Annotated in this window: 22 protein-coding genes and 1 tRNA gene; 5 read left to right on the top strand and 18 right to left on the bottom strand. The window is 65.0% G+C overall.

What is annotated here, in order from left to right:
- Positions 1–22: 22 nt before the first annotated feature.
- The 13 genes from AC5JBD_RS07615 to AC5JBD_RS07555 all read right to left on the bottom strand — a co-directional run bounded on the left by AC5JBD_RS07615 (position 23) and on the right by AC5JBD_RS07555 (position 13913).
- Positions 23–340: a hypothetical protein gene (locus tag AC5JBD_RS07615; RefSeq protein ID WP_495721149.1), complete on the bottom strand. Its 318-nt coding sequence runs from the start codon at positions 338–340 to the stop codon at positions 23–25.
- Positions 341–462: 122 nt separating this feature from the next.
- Positions 463–744 (bottom strand): hypothetical protein, encoded by a 282-nt coding sequence (locus tag AC5JBD_RS07610; RefSeq protein WP_495721148.1) that lies wholly within the window; start codon positions 742–744, stop codon positions 463–465.
- A 12-nt stretch (positions 745–756) separates the two neighbouring features.
- Positions 757–1197 carry a hypothetical protein gene (locus AC5JBD_RS07605; protein WP_495721147.1) on the bottom strand — a complete coding sequence of 147 codons (441 nt, stop codon included), beginning with the start codon at positions 1195–1197 and terminating at the stop codon, positions 757–759.
- Positions 1194–2561 (bottom strand): hypothetical protein, encoded by a 1368-nt coding sequence (locus AC5JBD_RS07600; protein WP_495721146.1) that lies wholly within the window; start codon positions 2559–2561, stop codon positions 1194–1196. Before AC5JBD_RS07600 ends, AC5JBD_RS07605 begins: the two co-directional genes overlap by 4 nt.
- Positions 2562–2856: 295 nt before the next feature.
- A complete protein-coding gene (locus tag AC5JBD_RS07595) occupies positions 2857–4320 on the bottom strand; it encodes a class I SAM-dependent DNA methyltransferase (protein WP_495721145.1) in 1464 nt (487 codons plus the stop codon).
- Complete coding sequence (locus AC5JBD_RS07590; protein WP_495721144.1) at positions 4317–5732, bottom strand: restriction endonuclease subunit S; 1416 nt, start codon at positions 5730–5732, stop codon at positions 4317–4319. Before AC5JBD_RS07590 ends, AC5JBD_RS07595 begins: the two co-directional genes overlap by 4 nt.
- A 15-nt stretch (positions 5733–5747) precedes the next feature.
- Positions 5748–8480 (bottom strand): type I restriction endonuclease subunit R, encoded by a 2733-nt coding sequence (locus tag AC5JBD_RS07585; RefSeq protein WP_495721143.1) that lies wholly within the window; start codon positions 8478–8480, stop codon positions 5748–5750.
- Positions 8481–8601: 121 nt separating this feature from the next.
- On the bottom strand, positions 8602–10383 hold the full coding sequence (locus tag AC5JBD_RS07580; protein ID WP_495721142.1) for a site-specific integrase: 1782 nt from the start codon (positions 10381–10383) through the stop codon (positions 8602–8604).
- Between the two features lie 211 nt (positions 10384–10594).
- Positions 10595–10669 (bottom strand) — tRNA-Gln (locus AC5JBD_RS07575).
- 66 nt (positions 10670–10735) lie between these two features.
- Positions 10736–11830 carry a branched-chain amino acid aminotransferase gene (locus AC5JBD_RS07570; RefSeq protein ID WP_495721141.1) on the bottom strand — a complete coding sequence of 365 codons (1095 nt, stop codon included), beginning with the start codon at positions 11828–11830 and terminating at the stop codon, positions 10736–10738.
- 144 nt (positions 11831–11974) lie between these two features.
- Positions 11975–12196: a PF20097 family protein gene (locus AC5JBD_RS07565; RefSeq protein WP_495721140.1), complete on the bottom strand. Its 222-nt coding sequence runs from the start codon at positions 12194–12196 to the stop codon at positions 11975–11977.
- 70 nt (positions 12197–12266) lie between these two features.
- Positions 12267–12548, bottom strand: coding sequence for a hypothetical protein (locus tag AC5JBD_RS07560; RefSeq protein WP_495721139.1), 282 nt, complete (start codon positions 12546–12548; stop codon positions 12267–12269).
- 270 nt (positions 12549–12818) lie between these two features.
- On the bottom strand, positions 12819–13913 hold the full coding sequence (locus tag AC5JBD_RS07555; protein WP_495721138.1) for a class I SAM-dependent methyltransferase: 1095 nt from the start codon (positions 13911–13913) through the stop codon (positions 12819–12821).
- On the opposite strand from AC5JBD_RS07555, the gene AC5JBD_RS07550 reads away from it, so the two are divergent.
- Both AC5JBD_RS07550 and AC5JBD_RS07545 read left to right on the top strand, forming a co-directional pair.
- Complete coding sequence (locus AC5JBD_RS07550) at positions 13903–14109, top strand: hypothetical protein (RefSeq protein WP_495721137.1); 207 nt, start codon at positions 13903–13905, stop codon at positions 14107–14109. The two genes, AC5JBD_RS07555 and AC5JBD_RS07550, sit on opposite strands and share 11 nt — an antisense overlap.
- An 84-nt stretch (positions 14110–14193) precedes the next feature.
- Positions 14194–15759, top strand: coding sequence for a bifunctional AfsR/SARP family transcriptional regulator/alpha/beta hydrolase (locus AC5JBD_RS07545; RefSeq protein WP_495721136.1), 1566 nt, complete (start codon positions 14194–14196; stop codon positions 15757–15759).
- Between the two features lie 198 nt (positions 15760–15957).
- Here AC5JBD_RS07545 and AC5JBD_RS07540 read toward each other — a convergent pair whose 3' ends face one another.
- Genes AC5JBD_RS07540 through AC5JBD_RS07530 form a run of 3 tightly spaced genes read right to left on the bottom strand, consistent with a single transcriptional unit; the run spans position 15958 to position 16718 of the window.
- Positions 15958–16212 carry a type II toxin-antitoxin system HicB family antitoxin gene (locus tag AC5JBD_RS07540; RefSeq protein WP_495721135.1) on the bottom strand — a complete coding sequence of 85 codons (255 nt, stop codon included), beginning with the start codon at positions 16210–16212 and terminating at the stop codon, positions 15958–15960.
- 4 nt (positions 16213–16216) lie between these two features.
- On the bottom strand, positions 16217–16363 hold the full coding sequence (locus AC5JBD_RS07535; RefSeq protein ID WP_495721134.1) for a hypothetical protein: 147 nt from the start codon (positions 16361–16363) through the stop codon (positions 16217–16219).
- Positions 16364–16388: 25 nt separating this feature from the next.
- The gene (locus AC5JBD_RS07530; protein WP_495721133.1) at positions 16389–16718 is read right to left on the bottom strand and encodes a hypothetical protein; all 330 of its coding nucleotides are present in this window, start codon (positions 16716–16718) and stop codon (positions 16389–16391) included.
- Between AC5JBD_RS07530 and AC5JBD_RS07525 the strand changes: the two genes are divergently transcribed.
- Complete coding sequence (locus AC5JBD_RS07525) at positions 16717–18228, top strand: phospholipase D-like domain-containing protein (protein ID WP_495721132.1); 1512 nt, start codon at positions 16717–16719, stop codon at positions 18226–18228. The genes AC5JBD_RS07530 and AC5JBD_RS07525 overlap by 2 nt on opposite strands.
- Before the next feature lie 30 nt (positions 18229–18258).
- On the opposite strand, the gene AC5JBD_RS07520 is transcribed toward AC5JBD_RS07525, so the two are convergent.
- On the bottom strand, positions 18259–18732 hold the full coding sequence (locus AC5JBD_RS07520) for an Lrp/AsnC family transcriptional regulator (protein ID WP_495721131.1): 474 nt from the start codon (positions 18730–18732) through the stop codon (positions 18259–18261).
- A gap of 291 nt (positions 18733–19023) precedes the next feature.
- On the opposite strand from AC5JBD_RS07520, the gene AC5JBD_RS07515 reads away from it, so the two are divergent.
- Both AC5JBD_RS07515 and AC5JBD_RS07510 read left to right on the top strand, forming a co-directional pair.
- The gene (locus AC5JBD_RS07515; protein ID WP_495721130.1) at positions 19024–19299 is read left to right on the top strand and encodes a hypothetical protein; all 276 of its coding nucleotides are present in this window, start codon (positions 19024–19026) and stop codon (positions 19297–19299) included.
- Between the two features lie 179 nt (positions 19300–19478).
- The gene (locus AC5JBD_RS07510; RefSeq protein WP_495721129.1) at positions 19479–20084 is read left to right on the top strand and encodes a hypothetical protein; all 606 of its coding nucleotides are present in this window, start codon (positions 19479–19481) and stop codon (positions 20082–20084) included.
- Here AC5JBD_RS07510 and AC5JBD_RS07505 read toward each other — a convergent pair.
- Positions 20081–20713 (bottom strand): hypothetical protein, encoded by a 633-nt coding sequence (locus AC5JBD_RS07505; RefSeq protein WP_495721128.1) that lies wholly within the window; start codon positions 20711–20713, stop codon positions 20081–20083. The genes AC5JBD_RS07510 and AC5JBD_RS07505 overlap by 4 nt on opposite strands.
- Between the last annotated feature and the right edge of the window lie 68 nt (positions 20714–20781).

Here is a 20781-nt window from a genome sequence, read left to right as displayed (position 1 = left end):
GCCCCCCCCGGCGCCATCGCACTTATTCGGCGTCCGAAGGCGGCGGCGCTTGCGCGATGATTGCCTGGATCTCGGGCGTGGCCGCGTCGGGCCGAGCACGGAGGATCGCCACCACCTCTGCTACCTGCGCGTCAGTGGGGATCAGTTCGGAGGGGCTTTCCCAGAACCAGCCAAGCAGCCATCCCCAAAGCCTGGTGGCTGGCGCTGCGGCCACTTCGCCGCGTGTTGGCACGTAGCAGCCGTCGCGCCAGATCCCGGCATGACTTCGGATCACATCGATGATGCGTTCGTCAGGGATGCCGAAACGATCGTTATCAGGCGGCGTGGTGGTATGGGTCATTTTCATCTCCAAAGGTAATCTTCGGAGAATTGGTCACACTGTTGCTGTGAATGACGGGCACGACGGGCAATCCGCCGCTCCAATCTCCAGAATCCTCGAACAGACGACCTGCGCTTGCGGCATTACCAGTCGTTCAGCTCATTCCCGCTTTTCTTTGCAAACTGTGCGAGGCGGCTGGCGTAATCCGCCGCGGCCCTCTGCTCCGCCGCGTCTAGGTCAGCGGACAGGGCCTTTGCCCTGGTTTCGACCTCCATAAGAGCGCGGTGATCTGGGAGTTGCTCAAAAACGGTCGCCACGACAGTCGACCACCCCCGAACCACTTCGATGAATCCGGTTCTGGCTTCTTCGGGGCCGTCGAGATCCAGTGCTGGCGCCTGGCCCTTGCGCGCTGTGATCCCGGTCAACAGCCCGGAGGATCACGCTTTCACCGTGGCGATTACGACATCCCGCATTGTGCGCCCAAGTTCGACGACGCGGGCCTGTAGGCGCGTATTCAGCCGAGCCGCCGCCTCCTTCACCCACTCCTCGGCAGAGAGGATCCTCCGTCGAACAGGTTCTGGAACCCCGTCTGAGAAGACTATCGAGCCGGCTCTCACGTCAATGTCGCCGGTTAGCAAAGCGTCGACCGCCTCCAATCTTCCGTCCGCCATCGCTGCGACACGGCCAGCATCCTTTATCTGCTGGTCAGCCGCCGCTCTGATATTCTGTGCTTCAGACATGGCGACCTTCAGCTCACGATCGCGCCGGTTCAACGCTTCCTCTCGATCAGCCTGGCTGGTCAGCATGGCGGATGTTTCCCGCTCCGCGTCGGCCTTGCGCTGATCGGCTGCCTTGGCAGCATCTTCCGACACCGTCATCCTTTTTGCCGCTTCTGCAGCCTTGCTTTCTGCATCATCTCGTCGCCGCTCGGCGTCCTCGGCAGCCGCCAATGCGGCTGAGCTTCTGCAATCCGAGCAGCGGTTGCGCGCTCCTGCTCCACCAGGACGGCGAGGCGGCGTTGCAGCTCCTCTTCGTCGGAGCGGGCCGCGGCAAGCCGATGATCGGCTTCGTTCGCGTCGGCGATCGTGCGGCGGGCCCGCTCGAGATCCTGTTGCAGCCCTTCAATCTCACTGAGCACGGCGGACCGATCATCGTGCGCCATGTCGACGATGGAACGAAGCTTGTCGTGGAGTTTGGAGCCGGGTTGGACCGAGGCCTCGAACTCAGCCGCTTCCTTCAACGCCTTGTCCCGACGCTCCTCTGCTGCGGCTGCTCGTTCTTCGTTTTCGATCCGTCGCTTGTTTAGCTTTGCCACAGCCTCAGCATCTGTTTTGCTGTGGCGCCATTGCTCCCGCGACCAGCGGAGCCGGCGCGGCCCGTGCCGAGTCAGACCGCTGTCGATCCCTACTTCCTCATAATAGAGCGTCTGCCACTGCCGCATCGCGGCCCGATACGCGCGATCGCCAATCTGCTTGAGGAGCTGCTTTTCGGTGAGCTCTTCGCCCTTCTTTTTCTTCTTCCTGCCGCCGGACCTTGGGATTGGCGTCTTCCGACCGATATCGCTCCCCCGGCGCTTCCCGTTCCGGCCTCCGGGTTTTACCGGCTTCGGTTCCGCCAGAGCTTCCTCCGGCGAGCTCGACTTCGCTGGCGAGACCCCTCGCTCTTTCGCCTGCTTTTGCCGACGGGCCGATGCCACATGCCCGGGGTGCGAGAGCTTCGCATTCAGCTGCGGGTTGAGGGGAACGCAGAGTACATGAACATGGGGATGTTCCTCGTCGACGTGCTCCACGATCGACAGGACCTCTAGGTTCCTGCGCCTGGCCTCCTCAAATGCGAACGCAACCGTGAGCTCCCGCCAGACGAGATAAGCCTCCCTGTCCTCCGGATTGTCCATGCAAGGTCGATCCTCGCCGTCGTGATCCGGGGGTGCGGCCCGCGTATAGATCGGCTGGGAGTAGACCTGCGCCTCGAGGACATGGGTGTCGTTCCGGATGACCTGCCGGGTTGCCTTCGTTTTCCCCTTCAGCAGAGCCTTCGCCTCGGCGACGCGGCGCTCGATCTCGGCCGGCACCTCGGCCGGGCGGAACACCCCGCCAAGCAGGGTGGGCTCGAGCGGCACTTCAACGTGGGGATGATGGCCGGGCAGCCTGTCAGCCTCGGCGCAGATCTCGAACACGGAACGGTGGTTCGAATTTCCTTTTCGGCTATAAGTGGCGATATGCCCAAACTGATAGCCACTCATGGTCTACGCCTGCCTTAGGGGGCTCGGGGGTTCGCCCCGACCGACACTTCTGGGGTGGCCCCGCAGGGGTCGGGATCCCCAGAAGTTATAGTCGGTCGCTATAACTTCTAAGATTTACTGACTTCTTAAGGCTTTAACGGACGCGGGGTCGGAACTTCTTCGGACCGCCGAATGACCCTAGATTTGGGTGGAGCAGCGCTCAGATGGAGCGCGCTCGATAGAGCGGCTCAGCAGATCCGATCACGATGATGAACGCGGCCGGCCCGACCCGTCCTTGCTGATGCCGTGTCTGCCCTTAGGCCGCCTGAGAGGGAGCGAGCTTCGCCGCGACCAATCTGAATTTCTCCAGCGCCGTCTCCAGACTGTCGACGATCTCGGCAGCGATCTCGTCAGGGGGCGGGAGCGTGTTAGGGTCCGTCGCGCTGGCGTCCTTCAGCCAGAACAGGTCGAGGTTTAGCTTGTCGCGCTTGATCAGGTCAGCATAGCCGAACCGACGGAAGCGTTCGGTCTCCTGCCGCTCGTGGCGGCGATGCTTGGTGCCGTAACAGGACACGAAGTCATTGAGGTCGGCGCGCTTGAGCGGTCGCTCGCGCAGCGTGAACCGCTGGTTCGTGCGCAGGTCGTAGACCCATAGGTCGCGGGTCGCGATGCCAGTGCCCGGCGTCGCCCTGTCGAAGAACAGGACGTTGGCCTTCACCCCCTGGCTGTAGAAGATACCGGTCGGCAGCCGCAGCAAGGTGTGGAAGTCGAACTCTTCTAGGAGTCGCTTGCGCAGCGCCTCCCCGGCCCCGCCCTCGAACAGCACATTGTCCGGCATGACCACCGCAGCGCTACCGCCGACCTTCAGGATCGACATGATGTGCTGCAGGAAGTTGAGCTGCTTGTTGCCGGTCGTGACAGTGAAATCGTCCCGGACGTAATCCTGCCGCTCGCTCTCGATCCCGCCATCCTCGCGAACGATGCGGAACGACTGGCGTTTGCCGAATGGCGGGTTGGTCAGGACCACATCGTATGATCTGTCGCCGCGGTCGAGCAGCGCATCCTTCTGGTTGACCGGGGAAGTCGCGCCGCCGATCCCGTGCAGGTACAGGTTCATCGCGCAAAGGCGCACCACCTCGGCGACGATGTCGGTGCCTGACAGCTTCTCCTCACGCAGCGCCTTGGCCACGCGGCGATCCTTCGCGGCGGGCTTTGCCTTCATGTGGTCGTATGCGGCGAGCAGAAAGCCGCCGGTCCCCACGGCCGGATCATGGACGGTCTCGCCGGGCTCGGGATCGACCAGCTGCGTGATGACCTCGATCAGCGGCCGCGGCGTGAAATATTGGCCGGCGCCGGACTTCACCTCGCCCGCGTTGCGCTCCAGCAGCCCTTCGTAGATCGTGCCCTTCACGTCGACGTTCAGGCCCATCCACGTCTCTGCGCCGATCAGGGTCACCAGCCGCTGGAGCTTGGCGGGATCGCCGATCTTGTTCTCGGCCTTCAGGAACAGCGTGCCGACAATGTCGGTGCGCTTCGACAGGGTGTCGAGGATGCGGCGATAGGTCCGCTCCAGATCCTCGCCGGCGCGGCCGGCAAGCGCGTCCCAATTGGCGTCGGCCGGCAGCGCGGACGCCTCGCCCAGCGCCTCGGCGCGCTCCTTGTCCATCTTGAGAAACAGGAGGAAGCTGATCTGGCCGAGATAGTCGCCGTAGGAGACGCCATCGTCGCGCAGGACGTGCGCGTAGTTCCACACCTTCGCGACCAGTGCCTGTTCGTTCATGCAAGTTCTCCACGAAAGGCGGCGGCGAGGATGGATTGGCGAAGGGTACTGGCAGCGTCGGCCGTTTCCTTGACGTCGGCAACCATGGCTTCCTGTGCTTCGATCGACTGCTGGTATGTTGCGAGGGCGGCATCACGCTCGCACTCTGGAGGAAGTGGGACCGGAATGGCACGAACTTGTTCAAGGCTGAGATTGGCCCGTGCGGTCTCCACCACATTGGCAAAAACCGCCGCCTGCCCCGGCGGGCTGACCAGCCAAGCAACAATCCAGTCCGAGAGCGTTGAATTCACCGGCCGGATTCCGGCAACGGCCTGATTGCTGTTGGCGCCGCTCAACCTGATATCGGCCTTGCAAGCACGACCAATGGAAGCGCCCACAATGTTCAGCAGCACATCTCCCTGCTGGATGATGGCTTTTGATTCAATCGCGTTGAACGCGGCATCAAGATATACGCGCTCCTCAAGGAGCAGTTTGCCCCATCCGACATTCTGACTTCGGACAAATAGAATGCCGTCTTCTTGGTAGTCGAACCCCTGCCAACCTGGTGACGACCCCTTTGTCACCCGGGTGGACAGCTGATCCACTGTTGCCCACGTCCATGTCTGCGGCAGGTTTGGAAGCGAAACGAGATTTGGTGGTGTGGGCGAACCGTATCGTTTGCTTTTGTTGCGCGGCTCCTCATCCCACCGCGCGCGGCGTTCGACCAGAGTGCGAGCGAGGAGGTCGGCGCCCGTTTCGGGGAGCGAACTGGCGGCGCGCCAGTCGGCGGTGAGCTCGCCGGTGACGGCGGCCTTGAGCAGCGCCTTGCGCCACGTCGCCAGATCGTCTCGCGCGCGGGCCAGCGCCACTTCACCATCGTCAATCTCGGCGAACAGTTCGTCGATACGGGAGACAATCCGCTGCTGAGCATCGAGCGGCGGGACCGGGAACACGAGGTCGCCGAGGGCACTTCCTGACAATTCCTTAAACGTTGTCCCGCTCGCATGATCCTCAAGATATTTGCGAGAGAACAGGACATAGTAGCGGATGAAGAACGGATCGAGATCGTCGCTAAGAATCAGGCTGCGGAAACCTTGGTTCGTCACCATGGGGTTTGAAGCGACCGCACAGTAGCCGACTGGGGCGCGCGAGGAGATTAGCACCGCACCGGTCGGAAGCAGCGCTGATCGGTTCACGACATGCCCGGCGAGATTACGTCTCCCGCCCCCGATCGTCGGCCTGGAATAGCCTGACAGATCGGCCGGCGTCAGCCACGGCGTTCCGTCGTCGCTGTAGTTCGACGGATCAGCCGCGTTCTTAGGCGTGCTGCCGCCCACGATCTTCGCGAAGTCCCTCGCTCGGCGCCATGACCAGCCCTGCGGCAGGCTCCAGCGCCCCTCTACCGGCCCTGCCACCGTGATTCGTTTCGCCATTGAACGCGCCCCCGATTACGCCACCAGCGCGTCCTGAAGCTCGTCGAGTAGCGCATCGAGCCGGGGCCCGAAAGCCCGCCGTGCGCCGATGATGCCGCCGCGACCTTCGAACTGGTCCTGGATGTCGGCGCTCGTCACCTCGATGTTGGCGGCCAGATAGTCGCGGATCGCCTCCATCCAGCCGAGCTGTTCCTGCGTGTAATGGCGCCCGGCGCGCTGCTCGCGGCCCAGCCACAGGTTGAAGCGGCCCGCCATGTCGGAGGAGAGCGGCGCCAGCATCTCCGACTTTCCGATAGCGAAGCGAACCAGTGCGACGATGTCCGTCAGCGTCCGTGCCGGGTTGGCGCGCACCTTGTCGGCACTGAGACGGCGATAGGCGCTCCACAGCGCCAGCGGCTCGAGCAGCCAGGGCGGGCGCATCATCGCGTCGCGCAGTTCCTCCAGACTGGCATAGGTCAGTCGCTTCGAAGTGGCGGGCAGGCCGTAGAGGATGCGCAAAGCGGTCAGCTCGTCGCGATGCTCGTCAAGGAATCGGCCGAAGTCCGCCGTCATCGTCGTCGCCTGCCCCTCGTCCCAGGCGGAAGAGACGACCACGTCGCGGCTGATGTCGTCGATGACGACCTCCGACGCCTTCTTCACCTCGATCAGTACGCGGCGGAGCGCCGGATCGTTATATGCGGCGAGCGCCGCCTCCCGCCGCTCGGCCGCGACGGCTTCGATCTCAGCGTCGCTGACGGTCGCGCCGTGACGCTGACGGGCGTCCGCCTCGATCTTGTCGGCGTCGATGGCATCAATCAGCTCGCCGGCCAGCGCCGACAAGGGCCTGCCGGCCACCGCCTCCACCTTCGCCTTGGCCGCCTCGTCCAGCTTGCGATCGAGACGGGCAAGTCGGCCGGCGAGCGTCGACACCGCATCCTCGTCGCTGCGCCCGCTGGCTACCTGCTCCAGCAGCTTTTCGAAAGCGACGCCGTGTTCGCGTTCCAGCGGAATGGCCTGAGTCTTCAGGCTGTCGGTGACGCCCACCGCATCGACCAGCACGAAGCGGTCCTTGACCCCCGCGCCCGGCGTGATCGTGGCCAGCGTGGCGGGATCGATCGTCCGCACGCCGCGGCCGCGCATCTGCTCGAAATAGACGGCCGAGCGCACGTCGCGCAGGAAGATCAGCGCCTCAATCGCCTTCACGTCGGTGCCGGTGGCGATCATATCGACGGTCACGGCGATGCGCGGATTATAGGCGTTGCGGAACTCGGCGATTACCGTCTCAGCGTATTTCGCCCCCACCTTATAGGTGATCTTTTTGGCAAAATCGTTGCCTTGGTCGAAGACCTCGCGCGCAATCTGCACGATCTCCTCGGCATGGTGATCGTCCTTGGCGAAGATCAGTGTCTTAGGCACCTCGCTGCGGCCGGAGAACAGCTCGGTGAACAGCGTGTCGCGGTACGTCTCCAGCACGGTGCGGATCTGGTTGCGGGCGATGACGCTTCGGTCGAGATCCTGCGGCGCGTAGGTGAGGTCGTCCTCAAGCAGGCGATAGGTCTGCGCCCGGGTGTGACGATCGCGGACGGGAACGGTGTAGCCCTTCTCGACCCGCCCGCCATGCTCGCCGATCTGCGTTCGGATGCGGAAGATCTCGAAGGGAACGTTCACGCCGTCCGCCACGGATTTCTCGTACGGGTAATCGGCGACGAGGTTCTCGTCAAAGAAAGCGGCTGTCTGCACCGTGGGCGTGGCGGTCAGGCCGATGATCTGGGCGTCGAAATAGTCGAGCAGCTGACGCCAGCTGCCATAGATCGAGCGGTGACATTCATCGACGACGACGATGTCGAAGGTCTCGGGCGGCATTGTCGGGCTGTAGGCCACCTGCTTGGGCGGCGGGTTCCAGCCGCGCTCGAAGTCGCTTGCTTCCTCTTCTTCCTCGGACAGCTCGGTGCCGGTCAGCTGCGCGAACACGCGTTGTATGGTCGAGACGACGACTTTGGCCGGCGGGTCGAGACCGGCGGCACCGAGGCGCTGGACATTATAGAGCTCAGTGAACAGCCGCCCGGTGCCGGGCGGGCGGTAGGTCTGGAACTCCTTGAGGGTCTGCCGGCCCAGGTTGTTGCGATCGACCAGGAACAGGATACGCCGCGCGTTGGCATGCGCGAGCAGGCGATAGGCTAGCGTCGCGGCCGTGAACGTCTTGCCCGCCCCCGTGGCCATTCGCACGAAGGCACGCGGCCGATCGCTGCCGAGCGACGCTTCCAAGCCCTCGATCGCGTCGACCTGGCAGTCGCGGAGCCCGTCTGAGATGAGCGGCGGCATTTCGGTTAACCGAGCACGCAGCGATGACCCGCTTTTCAGCCAATCGTGGAGCGTCTCCGGCCGGTGGAAGGCGAAAACCCGGCGGGATCGATGCAGCGGATCCACTCGATCCGAGAAGAGGATCTCCGTGCCCGAAGCCTCATAGTCGAAGCGAAGCGGGTCGCTCCAGCGAGCAAGCGCCTGCTGGGGCTGCGGCTGGTAGCCGCGCGCCTGCTCGGCCACCCCCGATAAAGTAGTCCCGGCCGCCTTAGCTTCGATCACACCGCATGCTTTGCCGGCTATGATCAGCAGATAATCGCAGGGGCCAGTTGCCAAGGGGAATTCCCGAACAGCGACCCCGAGAGATGCCGTCCGGTTCATGTCAGCACGATCTTGGACGACCCACCCCGCCGCCAGCAATTGTGCGTCGATGACCTCGCGGGCCCGAGCTTCCGGCGTCGTGTTCATAACCTGCTTATTGCTGAAGGCGTTGAGTCTCGGCAATCTTGAAGGTCCAAATTGCCGGTTCTTCCTCAACCTGACGCTGACAGCGGCGGCGGACGTCGCGAGGACGCCCAACGCCGCGCCATCATCTGAGAGCTAGGCAGACGTTGGACGCTCGCACTGTGGCAGTCACGACCGGTATCTTGTTGACCGCCTCCAAGAGCACGTTCAGCCGGCTCGCCTTCGAGTAACGGCCGGCGGTCTCGCTTTCGAGCGTATGACCGAGGAGATCGGCCCTGACCTCATGGTTGACGCCTGCGGCCTTCAACTCGTCCGCGACCGTATGGCGAATGCCGTGCAGCGTAAGGTCATCGGGCTTCTCCTCCAGGCACGCCAGGATCTTTATCCAGCCTAGCCGGTAGTAGGTTTCGCCCATTGTGCGGGTTTCGCTGACCAGCTCGGGAAAGAGCAGCTTCTGCCGGGACGCGCGCATCGCTTCCACGAAGTCGATAAAACCTAGACGCCGCAGTTCGTCCGCGACCGGTATCCAGCGGCGCGAGCTGGCATTCTTCACCCTCCCCGCGTCGGTCACGTCGATATCGAAGTACCAGATGCCGTCGTCGCTGCGGGCGATGTCCGTCACCTGCAGCTTGCAGGCCTCTTCGCGCCGCATGCCCGAGTACCAGATGATCGGCAGCACCCAGTAGAGACTGTCATGATAGACGTCCCGGCCGGGCTTGAGGCGGTGTCGCTTGTTGGCGCAGCCATGCCACGGCGGCAGGCGGAAGATCTTCCGCGCGATCGGCACAGGGAACGCTTCACGCTGTTCCCGGGCGGTGCGGCCATCCTCGAACGCGAACGCGCTCCAATCGAGCGCCTGGATCGTCGGGTTCTGCTTCCGCACCCCTTCATGGGCCATCTTCAGGAAGCGGAAGTGGCGGTTGAGCGTCGGCACGTTGAGGCCCAACTCGGTCTTCTTGAGCCGCCCCTTGGCGATTTCCGCCTGCGCCTCGGCACAGATCTCCTGCAGCGTCATCGGGCCATGGCGCGGTGACTTATGATGGTTCGGCGGCAGCCCGTCGAAATGCTTGAGCAGCTGCCGCAGATCCTTGTTGGCAAGCGACACGAACGGTTTGGAGCCCATGCTCTTCTGGAGCAGGCGCATCGCCGACTCAAACTGCGACTTTGTCTTGTCGGTCCACTTCGCCTCCCGCTTGCCAGTCTCCGATGCGACCAGCTTCGGATTGTCGTTGATAAACTTCTGAGCGGCCTGCTCGGCGGTCAGCGCCGCCCAGGCTGAGTCGATGATCGGCCCCGACTGAGAGACCGCGGCAGGCGCGGCGGTTGTGGCTGGCTGCAGCACGGGAGCCGCTAGAAGGCTTTCGAACCGCCGGCCGGGGTCGCTCATCCGCCGGCGATACTCCCGGACGGCAGCGACCCTCGCCTCAAAGCGCAGGCGCATCGCATGGTCCATGTGGAAGATGTCGGTGTCGATCTGCTCGTTCTCGAGCGCCTCTGCGGTTTCGTCGAGGCTGAGGTGCCAAATGGCGTTGATGCGCGACAACTGCTGGTGGGCCAGGTTCGCCACGCGCGTGTCGAGATGCGGAACGCGCTCCGTCCATGCCTCGGCCGAGACCTCGTCACCTGAGCAGTTGGTCTCGGCGAGATAGCAATACACCTCCTCATGCACGTCGGGGAACTTATCCATGTTGCCGTACTCGTAGCCGTAGGCACCGGCTTGCATGCTCTCCTCGTCCATCGCATCCAGCGCCTTGTTGAACTCGGCCCGGAAGATCCGCGTTGCCGCAGCCGGGTCGAGAGCGAATCTGCGTCCCGGGTTGCCGAAAAGGCGCATGTAGAGATCCTCGAACTTCGCTGTGAGGATCGCCGCCCGCCGACGCGCGGCCTTAGGACAGGCCGTCCTCAACGAGACGATAGGACGGCAGTGGTTACCGCAGGGCAAACGGCGGGAGCGACGATACCAATAGATGGCGCCGCGACGCATTGTGTTGGGAATGGCGGTCATTGATCGAACCTCGTTCCCACGGATTGGCTACAGTCCGTGGCTACAGTGACCGGCCCAAGGGCCAGCCTGGAACGGAGAGGTCAGTTCGTTTTCAATGACTTAGAATGAAGTCTGGCTGGGGCGGCAGGATTCGAACCTGCGAATGCCGGTACCAAAAACCGGTGCCTTACCACTTGGCGACGCCCCAGCATGGCGCGCGTGCGGCCTTATAGCCGCGCCGGCGGCGGTGGGAAGGCCGCCGTGGCGAACTTCGTCAGGCGATCTCCTCGACCCAGCCGTGCGGGTCGGGGGCCTCGCCGCGCTGGATGGCGACCAATGCGGAGCGGAGGCGCTGGGTGAGCGGACCCATGGACTGGCCGCCAATGGTGAAGCCGCCGTCGGCGCTCTTCACCTGCCCGATCGGGGTTACGACCGCCGCGGTGCCGCAGGCGAAGGCCTCGGTGAGGCGGCCGCTCTCGGCGTCGGCGCGCCATTGCTCGATCGAATAGGGCGCCTCGCGCGCCTCCACGCCCATGTCGCGGGCGAGCTGGAGGATGGAATCGCGGGTGATGCCGGCAAGAATGGTCCCGCCGAGGGGCGGCGTCAGCAGGGTGCCGTCATCGAACACGAAGAAGATGTTCATGCCGCCCAGTTCCTCGACCCAGCGCCGCTCGATCGCGTCGAGGAAGACGACCTGGTCACAGCCGTTGCGGATCGCCTCGGCCTGGGCGACGAGGCTGGCGGCATAGTTGCCGCCGCATTTGGCGGCGCCGGTGCCGCCAGGCGCGGCTCGGCTATATTCGCCTGTGACCCACAGGGTCACGCCCGGGGCCCCACCTTTGAAATACGGCCCCGCCGAAGAGGCGACGACCGCATAGAGATATTCGCCCGCCGGCCGCACGCCGAGGAAGGACTCGCTCGCGAACATGAACGGGCGAAGGTAGAGCGAGCCCTCCGGTCCATTGGGGATCCAGGCCTTGTCGGTGCGCACCAGGGCGCGGATCGACTCCAGGAACAGCTCCTCCGGCAGCTCCGGCATTGCCATACGTCGTGCCGAGGACTGGAAGCGGCGAGCATTGGCGGCGGGGCGGAACAGGGCGGCGCCGCCGTTCGGCCGCCGATAGGCCTTCAGTCCCTCGAATATCTCCTGCGCATAATGGAGCACCGAGGAGGTGGTCTGCATCTCCACAGGCTGCCGCGCGGTGATCCGGGCATCGTGCCAACCCTTGCCTTCCGAATAGCGGATCATCGCCATGTGATCGGTGAAGACGCGGCCGAAGCCGGGGTCCTCCAGCTGCCTCGCCCGCTCCTCGGCGGGAATCGGGCCCGCGCTCGGCTCGACGGCGAAGAGAGCGGCAGCGGACGACATGCAGGGTTCCTTCCTCTGGGCAGGTGGCACGGACAGGCACGGAGCGGCTACCGGAGCCACGCAGGGCTTGGCCCGCGGGGCCAGCGAGGTCAAGGCAGGCAGCCCGATAGCCCGAGGGCGGGGGCTGCAAACGGGCTCCGGGGATCAATCGGCCAACGCGTAGCTTTCGAGATAGCCACAGCGGCCGCAGCGATAGGTGGTGACCTCGATCTGGTCGGGCTTGGATTGCTTGAGGCCCAGCCAGAAGCTCTTCTTCGGCTCCCCTCCCTGCCAGGTGCTGACCTGCGCCGTGCCGTGGCCCTGATCGACGATGAAGCCGGCGGACATCGACCCGCCGCATTTAGGGCAATTACCCGGCGTTCTCACTCATACCTCCGTGACGAACCGACGAGGAGGGTCGCACGTCCCGGCACGTATCGCAACGCCGGGGCTGGGCTCAGTGCAGCGGCGCTTCCTTCAGCCACTCTTCCTTAACGGCGGCGAGCCGCGCCCGCTGCATCATGCACTCCTGATCGTCGCCTTCCCTGAGCGCACCGTTGAGCCGCGCCAGATCGACCGAAATCTCCTGCAGCCGCGCCACCGCGTCCCTCGGGCCGCCCTCCGCGCGGAGTTCCGCGATCGCGGCCTGCACCGCCGCTTCCGTCCCCGGCGCGACCGCCCGCTCCCCACTCGCCAGCGCCGCGTCCAGCGCCTGATAGACCTTCCTGTAGGCGTTCATCTGATGCCTCTTCGTGCCTGACCGCTCGCGCAGCCTCAGCCGACTTCGATACGCTAGAGACGAACCGTTGTGAATCGGCGCCAAACCGATTTCGGCTCAACTGTTACCAGCCCGCAACAACGGATCCGGAGAGACAAAAGGGTCGCAGCCTGAGCCGGGGGTCCCCGCCGCCGCGTTCCCGGACGCGGCGGCGGACGGCTGCGACTGTCGGATCGGGCGCCGCCCCTAAAGAGGGGGGATGAGGACGCCGCCCGCCCCGTCAGCTCTTCATCATCTGCACACGTAATAGATGTTCATCGGGTCGTGCGGCAGGCGATGGGTCGCGACGTCGCGGAAGCCCGCATCCTTCAGCATCGCCAGCGCGAGCTGCTCGCCCCAGGCGGCGCCGAGACCGGTCCCGCCGCGAGCCAGCGACACGGTCATGCAGTGCATGCAGCTGATCGTGTAGATGAACGGCGCCAGTGGGTGATCGAGATTATGTGCCACGTCGCTCGCCGCATCGATGTCCTGCATCAGATAGACGCCGCCGTCCTTCAGAACCCGCCTTATGTTCGCGAGCACCGTCGCCGGCTGCGCCTGATCGTGCACGGCATCGAAGGTGAAGACGAGGTCGAACTTCTCCTCCCCGATCAGCGCGACGTCGCGCCGCTCGAAGCGCACGTTCTGAAGCCCGAGCCGCGCCGCCTGCTCGCGCGCCGCGGTGACTGCCTCCTGGCTGATGTCGTAGCCGGCGAAGCGGCTGTTGGGGTAGAGCGCGGCGAGGTGGTTCATCGCCCGGCCGGACCCGCAGCCGATGTCGACTACGTGGATGCCCGCCTCCAGCTGCTCGGTCAGTCCCGGCACCAGCGGCAGGATCGCCTCCTCGAGCGCCGCGACCACGGTCTGGGCGCTCTCCTCGGCCATTACCTCATGGAAGCGATCGAACGCCTCATAGGGAACGCCGCCGCCGGTGCGGAAGCAATCGACGATGCGGCTCTCCACACCGCCGAGCACGGCGATGAACTGGAACATCGCGGCCATGTTCCCCTGCGCCGCGTCACGCCCCAAAAAGGCGCCGTGCGGCAGGGGCAGGCGGTATTTGCCTGTCGTGGGGTCGAGCTCGACGATCTGGCCCGACGCCATCGCCCCGAGCCATTCGCGCACATAGCGCTCGTCGAGCCCCGCTTCCCGCGCCAGCTCCATGCTGGTCGCCGTGCCCGCCGACTTCAGCGCCTCGAACAAGCCGGTGCGGTGGCCGATCGAAATCATGAGAGCGAGCGTCGCATGATTGGCCATGCTCAGCAGGCGACCCGAAAATTCCGCCTCTTCGGCGCTCATCTCCGGCTGCGCCTCGAGCTGCGCCATGAGTCCGGTGGTGTTGCACATCATTGTCTCCGTCGGTTGGTCCCTCCCAGAGCGCTGCTCCGGGAGGGACGGGTCAGATCAGCAGCAGCTGCGGCAGAAGGAAAAGCTGGATCGCCAGCAGGCCGCCGATGAAGGCGCTTTCCTTGTTCATCTCTTCGCTCCTTGGTCGTTTGCTTTGGCGATCACCTATCGGCAGGCCGTTGGCCTCACCGTTTGAAGCAGCGTTGAAATTGGGCGGGAAAGGGTAGAAACTGGCCCTGAACCGATTGCCTTGACGGCGGGTTCGCTGTGGAGGCCGCTCATGGCCGGACCGGGGAAGCACAGACTGAAGGTGACGTTGCTCGGCGAGCTGACGCTGAGCGAGGCCGGCCACGCGCTCCCGCTGCCGGCGTCGCGCAAAACCCGCGCCTTGTTCGCCTACCTGCTGCTCGCCGGAAATGCGGTGCGCCGTGAACGGCTGTGCGAGTTCTTCTTCGACATACCCGACGATCCGCGCGCGGCGCTGCGCTGGTCGCTCTCGAAGATCCGCACGATGCTGTGCAGCCACGCCGATTGCCTGATCGCCGACCGCGACCGCGTCGAGCTCGTCACCCGCACGATCGATACGGACATCGACGAAGCCGAGGCCCTGCTCGCCTCGTCGGAGCTTGCCAACGGTGCCCCCGGCGAGGCGCTCGACCGCTTTGTCGAACTGGCCCATGCGGCGATCGACACGCCGCTCGCCGGACTCGATCTCGCCGGGCTCGACGGCTACGCCGCCTGGTTGGCGGCCGAGCGCAGCCTGATCGACGATTTACGCGCCCGCCTCTTCGCCGCAGCGGCCGCCCATCCCGCCTTTACGCTCGAACAGCAGAAGCGCTTCGCCATGGAGGCGGAAGCGCTGGGCCGGTCCGTCCCTTCAGCGCGGCCGCAGGACACGACTCTTACGGTCGTCGCCGAACCGGCCACGATTGAGTTGGTCGGCCAGGAGACATCCTCGGCGGACGTCGATCAGCACGTCCGCTACACCTTCACATCCGACCGGGTGCGCATCGCTTATGCCTGCACCGGCTCGGGTCCGCCGCTGGTCAAGGCCGCCAACTGGCTCAACCATCTGGAGCTCGACTGGTCCGGTCCTGTGTGGGGTCGCCTCTTCCGCGAGCTGTCCGCAAACCATAGCCTGATCCGCTACGACGAGCGCGGAAACGGCTTCTCCGACTGGGAGGTCGAGGATCTGAGCTTCGAGGCGTTCGTCAGCGACCTCGAATGCGTCGTCGATCATCTCGGGCTGGAGCGCTTCCCGCTGCTCGGGATCAGCCAAGGCTGCGCGGTCTCGATCGAATATGCCGCGCGTCACCCGGAGCGGGTCAGCCAGCTGATCCTCCTCGGCGGCTATGCCGCGGGCTGGCGCCACACCGCCGACCCGGCAGAGATCGAGCAGCGCGAGGCGGTGATCACTCTGGTGCGTCACGGCTGGGGCGGCGACAATCCGGTCTACCGCCAGCTGTTCAGCCAGGCCTTCATGCCGTCTGCCACCCATGCCGAGATCGACTGGTTCAACGAATTCCAGCGCCGCACCACCAGCACAGAGAACGCCGTCCGCTTCCTGGAAGCCTTTTCGCGGATCGACGTCCGCCACCGCCTTTCGGAGGTGCGCGCGCCGACTGTGGTTCTCCACGCCAGCCGCGATCAGCGCGTACCGATCCTCTGCGCTGTCGAGCTTGCCGCCACCATTCCCAATGCGAGCTTGGTCTCGCTCGATACCGACAGCCATATCCCGCTTTCGCGTGAGCCGGCCACCGGCCGCATCGTCGAATGCATCGAGGCGTTCCTGCGCACGACGCCCGAGGCACCGCTCCACCGCCGCCACCTCGTCGCGCCGCATTGACCCCCGGCGATCAGGTCGCCAGCCAGAACAGCCCGGCCAGCAGATACAATCCCGCGCTGATCAGCAGGCCGTACATCAGTCCCTTGCTCGGCCCCCGCGCGTCATCGTCGTGCATCGCCACTCCACGGTCACTTTCGCCACGCCGTCCCTCGTCGGAACTTGCGAAAGGCCAGGAGTCAGTCGCGCTAAGGCGGGATTTCAGTCGATCGCTTCAACGCCGATCAGGCTGAAGCGGCGAGTGCCGACGGTGGGCGCGCCGTCGGCTTCGGAGGGTGCCGGAATGGGCCTGCCTTCGATCACGTAGGCGGCAAGGATCCCTTCCAGAATGCGGGCGGCGCCGCGAAAGGCCTCGTCGGCGCAGCGGGCGACAACGACGGCTTCCGGCACGTCGGGAAAGGTCAGCATCACCGCCTGCTCGCTGCCGGGCGTGACGTGCACCGGATAGTTCAGCATCGCGTCACTCCTTGCGCCACTTGAACAGCGGCCGTTCAGTCGGGCTCGGCGCCAAGGCAAGCCGTGTCAGCTGCCGGCGATAATTGGCGACAACCTTCCTGCTCTTCTCGATGCCGCGACGAAGCTGGCGCTCCGCCTGGTCGGCACTCATTTGCTCGTCGACCGTCCGCTGCCGACTAGAAGGGCCCGCTTTGTCCAAGCTCCACCGCCTGCATCTGCTCCGGCTGCCCGGTATTACGTGCCGTCCAGCCGCAGCGCGGACAGGCATTGTCGACCATGGCCGGATGGAAGCCCCAGGGACTTTCAGGCGAACACTCCGCCCGTTCCGCCCCGGGGCTGACTACGCTGTTCATCAACTTAATCTGCATCAATTCCGCTGGAGAACGACCGTCATTCTGATCTGTTTCAAGAATTCCGCCGCCGTTCCGAAGATCAGCCGATCTGGCATGGCCCGCGGCCGTTCCGGGTGCGGAAACTCGCCTCGCCAGCGCGCGTTCGTCGGCCATGGCCCAGCCATCGCCCCTTCTGCTCCAGCCGGAACGCAATTGCTGGCGGATAGAGCGCGCGGATCGGGCTGCGCTGATCGTCGATGCCGCAGACTATTACCGGCTCGCGCGCGAGGCGATGCTCGCGGCGAGGCACCAGATCCTGCTGATCGGCTGGGACGTTGACACCCGCGTCGCCTTGGTAAGCAAGGAAGACGCCGGCGAGGCGCCCAACTGCCTGGGTGCCTTTCTCTCGTGGCTCGGTCGCACCCGACCCGGCCTGAACATCTACATCCTCGCCTGGGACGAGGGGCTGCTCAGCATCCCCGGCCGCGGCACCACCTTCTTGCGCCTGCTCCGCTGGTATTTCGACAAGGACATCAGCATCAAGTGGGACAGCACTCATCCGCTCGATGCCAGCCACCATCAGAAGATTCTGGTGATCGACGACGCTCTCGCCTTCTGCGGCGGCATCGACATCACCGCCTCGCGCTGGGATACGCGCGATCATCGCGATCTTGAGCCAGGACGCCGTCGCCCCTTCACCCATCGCGTCTATGAACCTTGGCACGACGCGATCATGGCCGTGGACGGCAACGCCGCGCGTGCTTTGGGTGAGCTCGGCCGAATGCGCTGGGATGCCGCCACCACCGATGACGAGCTTCCGGTTCCCCCGTCCGGCAGCGATCCCTGGCCCAAGGCGCTGGAGCCTCAATTCCGCCATGTCCCGGTCGCCATCGCCCGCACCCGCGGCCATGAGGGGCCGCAGTCCGAACTGCGCGAAATCGAGGCGCTGTTCCTCGACCTCGTCGCCTGCGCGCGCCGGTACATCTATTTCGAGACGCAATATTTCGCCTCGCGCGCGGTCGCCCTCGCCATCGCCGAACGGCTGGAGGAGCCGGACGGCCCTGAGATCGTCGTGATCAATCCGAAGACCGCGGAAGGCTGGCTGGACGAAAGCGTGATGGGCCCGGCGCGTGCCCTCCTCCTCGGCGAGCTCCGGAAAAGGGACCGCCACGGCCGCTTCCGCATCTACACGCCCGTCACCGAGCAGGGCGCTGACATCTACGTCCATGCCAAGATCATGATCGTCGACGACGAATATCTCCGCGTCGGCTCGGCCAATCTCAACAACCGCTCGATGGGCCTCGACAGCGAGTGCGACCTGCTCATCGATGGCGTCCATGCCGATCCTGAGGCGCGCCGCACCATCGCCTCCGTCCGCTGCGACTTGCTCGCCGAGCATCTCGGTGTTTCGCCCGAGACGATGGCGGCGAGTCTCGACGAGACCGGCTCCGTGATCCAGACGATCGACCGCCTTCGCGGCTCCGGCCGAACCCTCGTGCCGTTCGAGCCGCCTCCGACGAGCGCCGCGCAGGGCGCCCTTGCGACGAGCGAACTGCTCGATCCGGAAGCGCCCAACGAATTGTTCGAACCGCGTGTTCGGCCGGGCCTGCTGTTCGGCCTCAGAGGGCGCCAGGGGTCCAGGATGCTACGCGGGAACGACCTTCCGCGATCATCCTCATCGTGATCCTCGGCTCTTGAAGGGCGTCCTTTTTCCTCAGGTCAAGGCGCCGCTTTTGTCCGGGATCGGATAGGCAGTGGTCCACTTCACCCGCTCGACCGAAAAGCGGGAGGTCACCTTCTTGATCGGCACGGCGGCGATCAGCCTTTTGTAGAACGCATCGTAAGCCGGCATGTCCGCGACTGCGACGCGCATCAGATAGTCGATGTCGCCGGTCGTGCGGTGCACTTCCAGCACTTCCGGCATGGCCTGGACCGCACCTTCGAAGCGCTGCAGCCAGTCGGGCGTATGGTCGCCAGTCTCGATTGCCACCAGAACCTGGATGCCGAGGCCGACCTTCTCCGGATCGAGTATTGCCACGCGCCGCTGGATGACGCCGTTCGCTTCGAGCCGCTGGATGCGGCGCCAGCACGGCGTCTGGCTGAGGTTCACGCGCGCTGCGATTTCGGCGATCGGCAGCGAGGCGTCCTCCTGCAGGATCGCAAGAATTTTCCGGTCAGTCTGGTCCAAATCCCTTGCTCCCGCTACTCCGAATCGCGTTCTGCGGGAGTCGAGCCGGATTGGCAAATTCTTCTCACTGGAATGGGTAGCGGCCCAATTTCGAATGACTTGCTGCGCCGCAGCTCAGTTGCAGTAGCAACGATATTCTCCATCACCCCACTTAGGGAGAAAAGTTTTACTGAAAATCCCGCGCTGCAAATGACAAACACCTAAATGTGGGCGCCGCCGCAGCGCAGCATTGCCCATGCTAGCGCGAACTGTATTTCTGCCGCTGATCAAGTTCACAAAAAGGGGAAAGAAATGAACAAGTTTTTGGCGGCTCTCGGCACGGCTTCGCTGCTCGCTCTTACCGCATGTGGTGGCGGCGCTTCGGAGACCGAAACAAACAACGTCACCGCGACCGACGATCTGGCGCTCCCGTCCGATGAGAATTCGGCGCTCGGCACCGAGACGCTGGGCGACCAGGCCAATGCGCTGGACGCGAATCTCACCACCGATGCCAATCTGACGACGGACGCCAATCTCACCAATACCGCCGACGCCAATGCGATCGGCAACGTCGCCAACAGCCAGTAACCGATCCCGCGGCCCCGGCCGCGCCAGACACGCACCGCGGAAACTCCCTAGACCTCCTAGCGGTGAACTCGCCCCGGCCCTCGCGCCGGGGCTTTTTTGTTCGTTTGCCTCTGTCGGTCGGGGCGGAACGCGCCGCCCCACCGGATGTTGATTTCACGACAACTTCGACGGAGGATCTGATGGCAGACGATCGCTACGGCGCCCGCGGCTATGCGAGCAACTCACCCCATGGCCCGGAGGATCGGGACCGGCATCCCGATGACGAGGAGCGCAGCTTCTTCGGGCGCAGGGGCAACGAGCTCCGCTCCTGGTTCGGCTTCGGCGATGACGATCCGCGCGGCGGCTACGGCCGTGGCACGCAGAGCTGGGGTCAGGCCAACGAGGGCGGCAATTGGGGCAGCGGCCGGCGGGAGCCGGATCGCAGTCACTACGGGCCGGAGCACGGCTTTGGCGGCTTCCAGGGCGATTATGGCGGCGGCAGCGGCCAGGGTGGCTTCGGCGGCCGCGGCGACTGGGAAGGCGGCCGGCAGAGCTTCAGCGGCGGCCGCAACTTCGGCCCGCAGGACCAGCATTATCTGAGCTGGCGCGACCGCCACATCGCAGAGCTCGACCGCGATTATGAGGATTATCGCCGCGAGAACCAACAGGATTTCCATTCCAGCTTCGACAGCTGGCGCCGCACTCGCCAGTCAGGCGCGTCCGCTCCTCAGGAGACGACCAGCGGCGCCTCCGGCTCGACCGGCTCGAGCGCGGAAACACCGGAGAGCTCCGGCTCGAAGGGCTAGCGCGACGCGCCGTCGCTGCGGTTGCGCAGAACCGCGCGCGAGAAGCTGTCCTCCTCCCCCGGCGCTTGCGCGGGGGGCGGCGGAGGCGCCTTGGCTGTCTCGGTCACTGGCGGCTCGGCTGCCGGCGGCGGCACGGCGGCATCGATGATCGACGTCAGATCCTCCGCCAGGTTCACATCGGGCGCGGGTCCGCTGGCGATGCGCGGGCCAATCCCCTGCAGTTCCTCGGGCGAAGCGCACCAGCGTATGTAGAAATCGGGGAAAATGTCCTCCGGATCCGCGAACATCACCTGCGGCGTGGTGCTGATCACCGCCACGCCCTCCGGCGTCACCACGAACGGCCGCGGCCCGCCATGCTTGCCGTCCGCCTGCTTGGCATCGACGAGACCGCAGACCGAGCCGGCGGCGCCTGCCCGCACCTCGGAATAGCGCGCGCTTTCCGGATCAACGAGGATCGCGGCGAGCGCCTGCGACGCCCGCTGCTGATTCTGTGCCGCCTGCTGGGCCGGCGATGCCGCGCCTGATGCGTCAGCCGCGGCGGGCAGGCTGCCATCCGGCGCAGGCCCCGCCTCGGGAGCAGGTTCGGAATCGCAGCCGGCGAGCAAGAGCAGGATCAGCAGTCTTCGCATGCGCCCCTCATCGCAAAAAAGAACCGGATGGTCAGCCCGGGTTCAGCGTGCTGGGGATAATCTAGTGG

The organism is Allosphingosinicella sp. (assembly GCF_059502505.1).
This window is presented reverse-complemented; position numbering and strand designations above follow the sequence as displayed.

Excerpts from the sequence above, each read along its gene's own strand:
- AC5JBD_RS07515 (WP_495721130.1), top strand. The coding sequence starts at position 19,024 with ATGAACAAGTTTTTGGCGGCTCTCGGCACGGCTTCGCTGCTCGCTCTT.
- AC5JBD_RS07570 (WP_495721141.1), bottom strand. The coding sequence starts at position 11,830 with ATGTCGTCCGCTGCCGCTCTCTTCGCCGTCGAGCCGAGCGCGGGCCCG.
- AC5JBD_RS07510 (WP_495721129.1), top strand. The coding sequence starts at position 19,479 with ATGGCAGACGATCGCTACGGCGCCCGCGGCTATGCGAGCAACTCACCC.
- AC5JBD_RS07585 (WP_495721143.1), bottom strand. The coding sequence starts at position 8,480 with ATGAACACGACGCCGGAAGCTCGGGCCCGCGAGGTCATCGACGCACAA.
- AC5JBD_RS07595 (WP_495721145.1), bottom strand. The coding sequence starts at position 4,320 with ATGAACGAACAGGCACTGGTCGCGAAGGTGTGGAACTACGCGCACGTC.
- AC5JBD_RS07535 (WP_495721134.1), bottom strand. The coding sequence starts at position 16,363 with ATGAGTGCCGACCAGGCGGAGCGCCAGCTTCGTCGCGGCATCGAGAAG.
- AC5JBD_RS07555 (WP_495721138.1), bottom strand. The coding sequence starts at position 13,913 with ATGTGCAACACCACCGGACTCATGGCGCAGCTCGAGGCGCAGCCGGAG.
- AC5JBD_RS07560 (WP_495721139.1), bottom strand. The coding sequence starts at position 12,548 with ATGAACGCCTACAGGAAGGTCTATCAGGCGCTGGACGCGGCGCTGGCG.
- AC5JBD_RS07545 (WP_495721136.1), top strand. The coding sequence starts at position 14,194 with ATGGCCGGACCGGGGAAGCACAGACTGAAGGTGACGTTGCTCGGCGAG.
- AC5JBD_RS07505 (WP_495721128.1), bottom strand. The coding sequence starts at position 20,713 with ATGCGAAGACTGCTGATCCTGCTCTTGCTCGCCGGCTGCGATTCCGAA.
- AC5JBD_RS07525 (WP_495721132.1), top strand. The coding sequence starts at position 16,717 with ATGGCCCAGCCATCGCCCCTTCTGCTCCAGCCGGAACGCAATTGCTGG.
- AC5JBD_RS07600 (WP_495721146.1), bottom strand. The coding sequence starts at position 2,561 with ATGAGTGGCTATCAGTTTGGGCATATCGCCACTTATAGCCGAAAAGGA.
- AC5JBD_RS07615 (WP_495721149.1), bottom strand. The coding sequence starts at position 340 with ATGACCCATACCACCACGCCGCCTGATAACGATCGTTTCGGCATCCCT.
- AC5JBD_RS07530 (WP_495721133.1), bottom strand. The coding sequence starts at position 16,718 with ATGGCCGACGAACGCGCGCTGGCGAGGCGAGTTTCCGCACCCGGAACG.
- AC5JBD_RS07540 (WP_495721135.1), bottom strand. The coding sequence starts at position 16,212 with ATGCTGAACTATCCGGTGCACGTCACGCCCGGCAGCGAGCAGGCGGTG.
- AC5JBD_RS07590 (WP_495721144.1), bottom strand. The coding sequence starts at position 5,732 with ATGGCGAAACGAATCACGGTGGCAGGGCCGGTAGAGGGGCGCTGGAGC.
- AC5JBD_RS07605 (WP_495721147.1), bottom strand. The coding sequence starts at position 1,197 with ATGACGGTGTCGGAAGATGCTGCCAAGGCAGCCGATCAGCGCAAGGCC.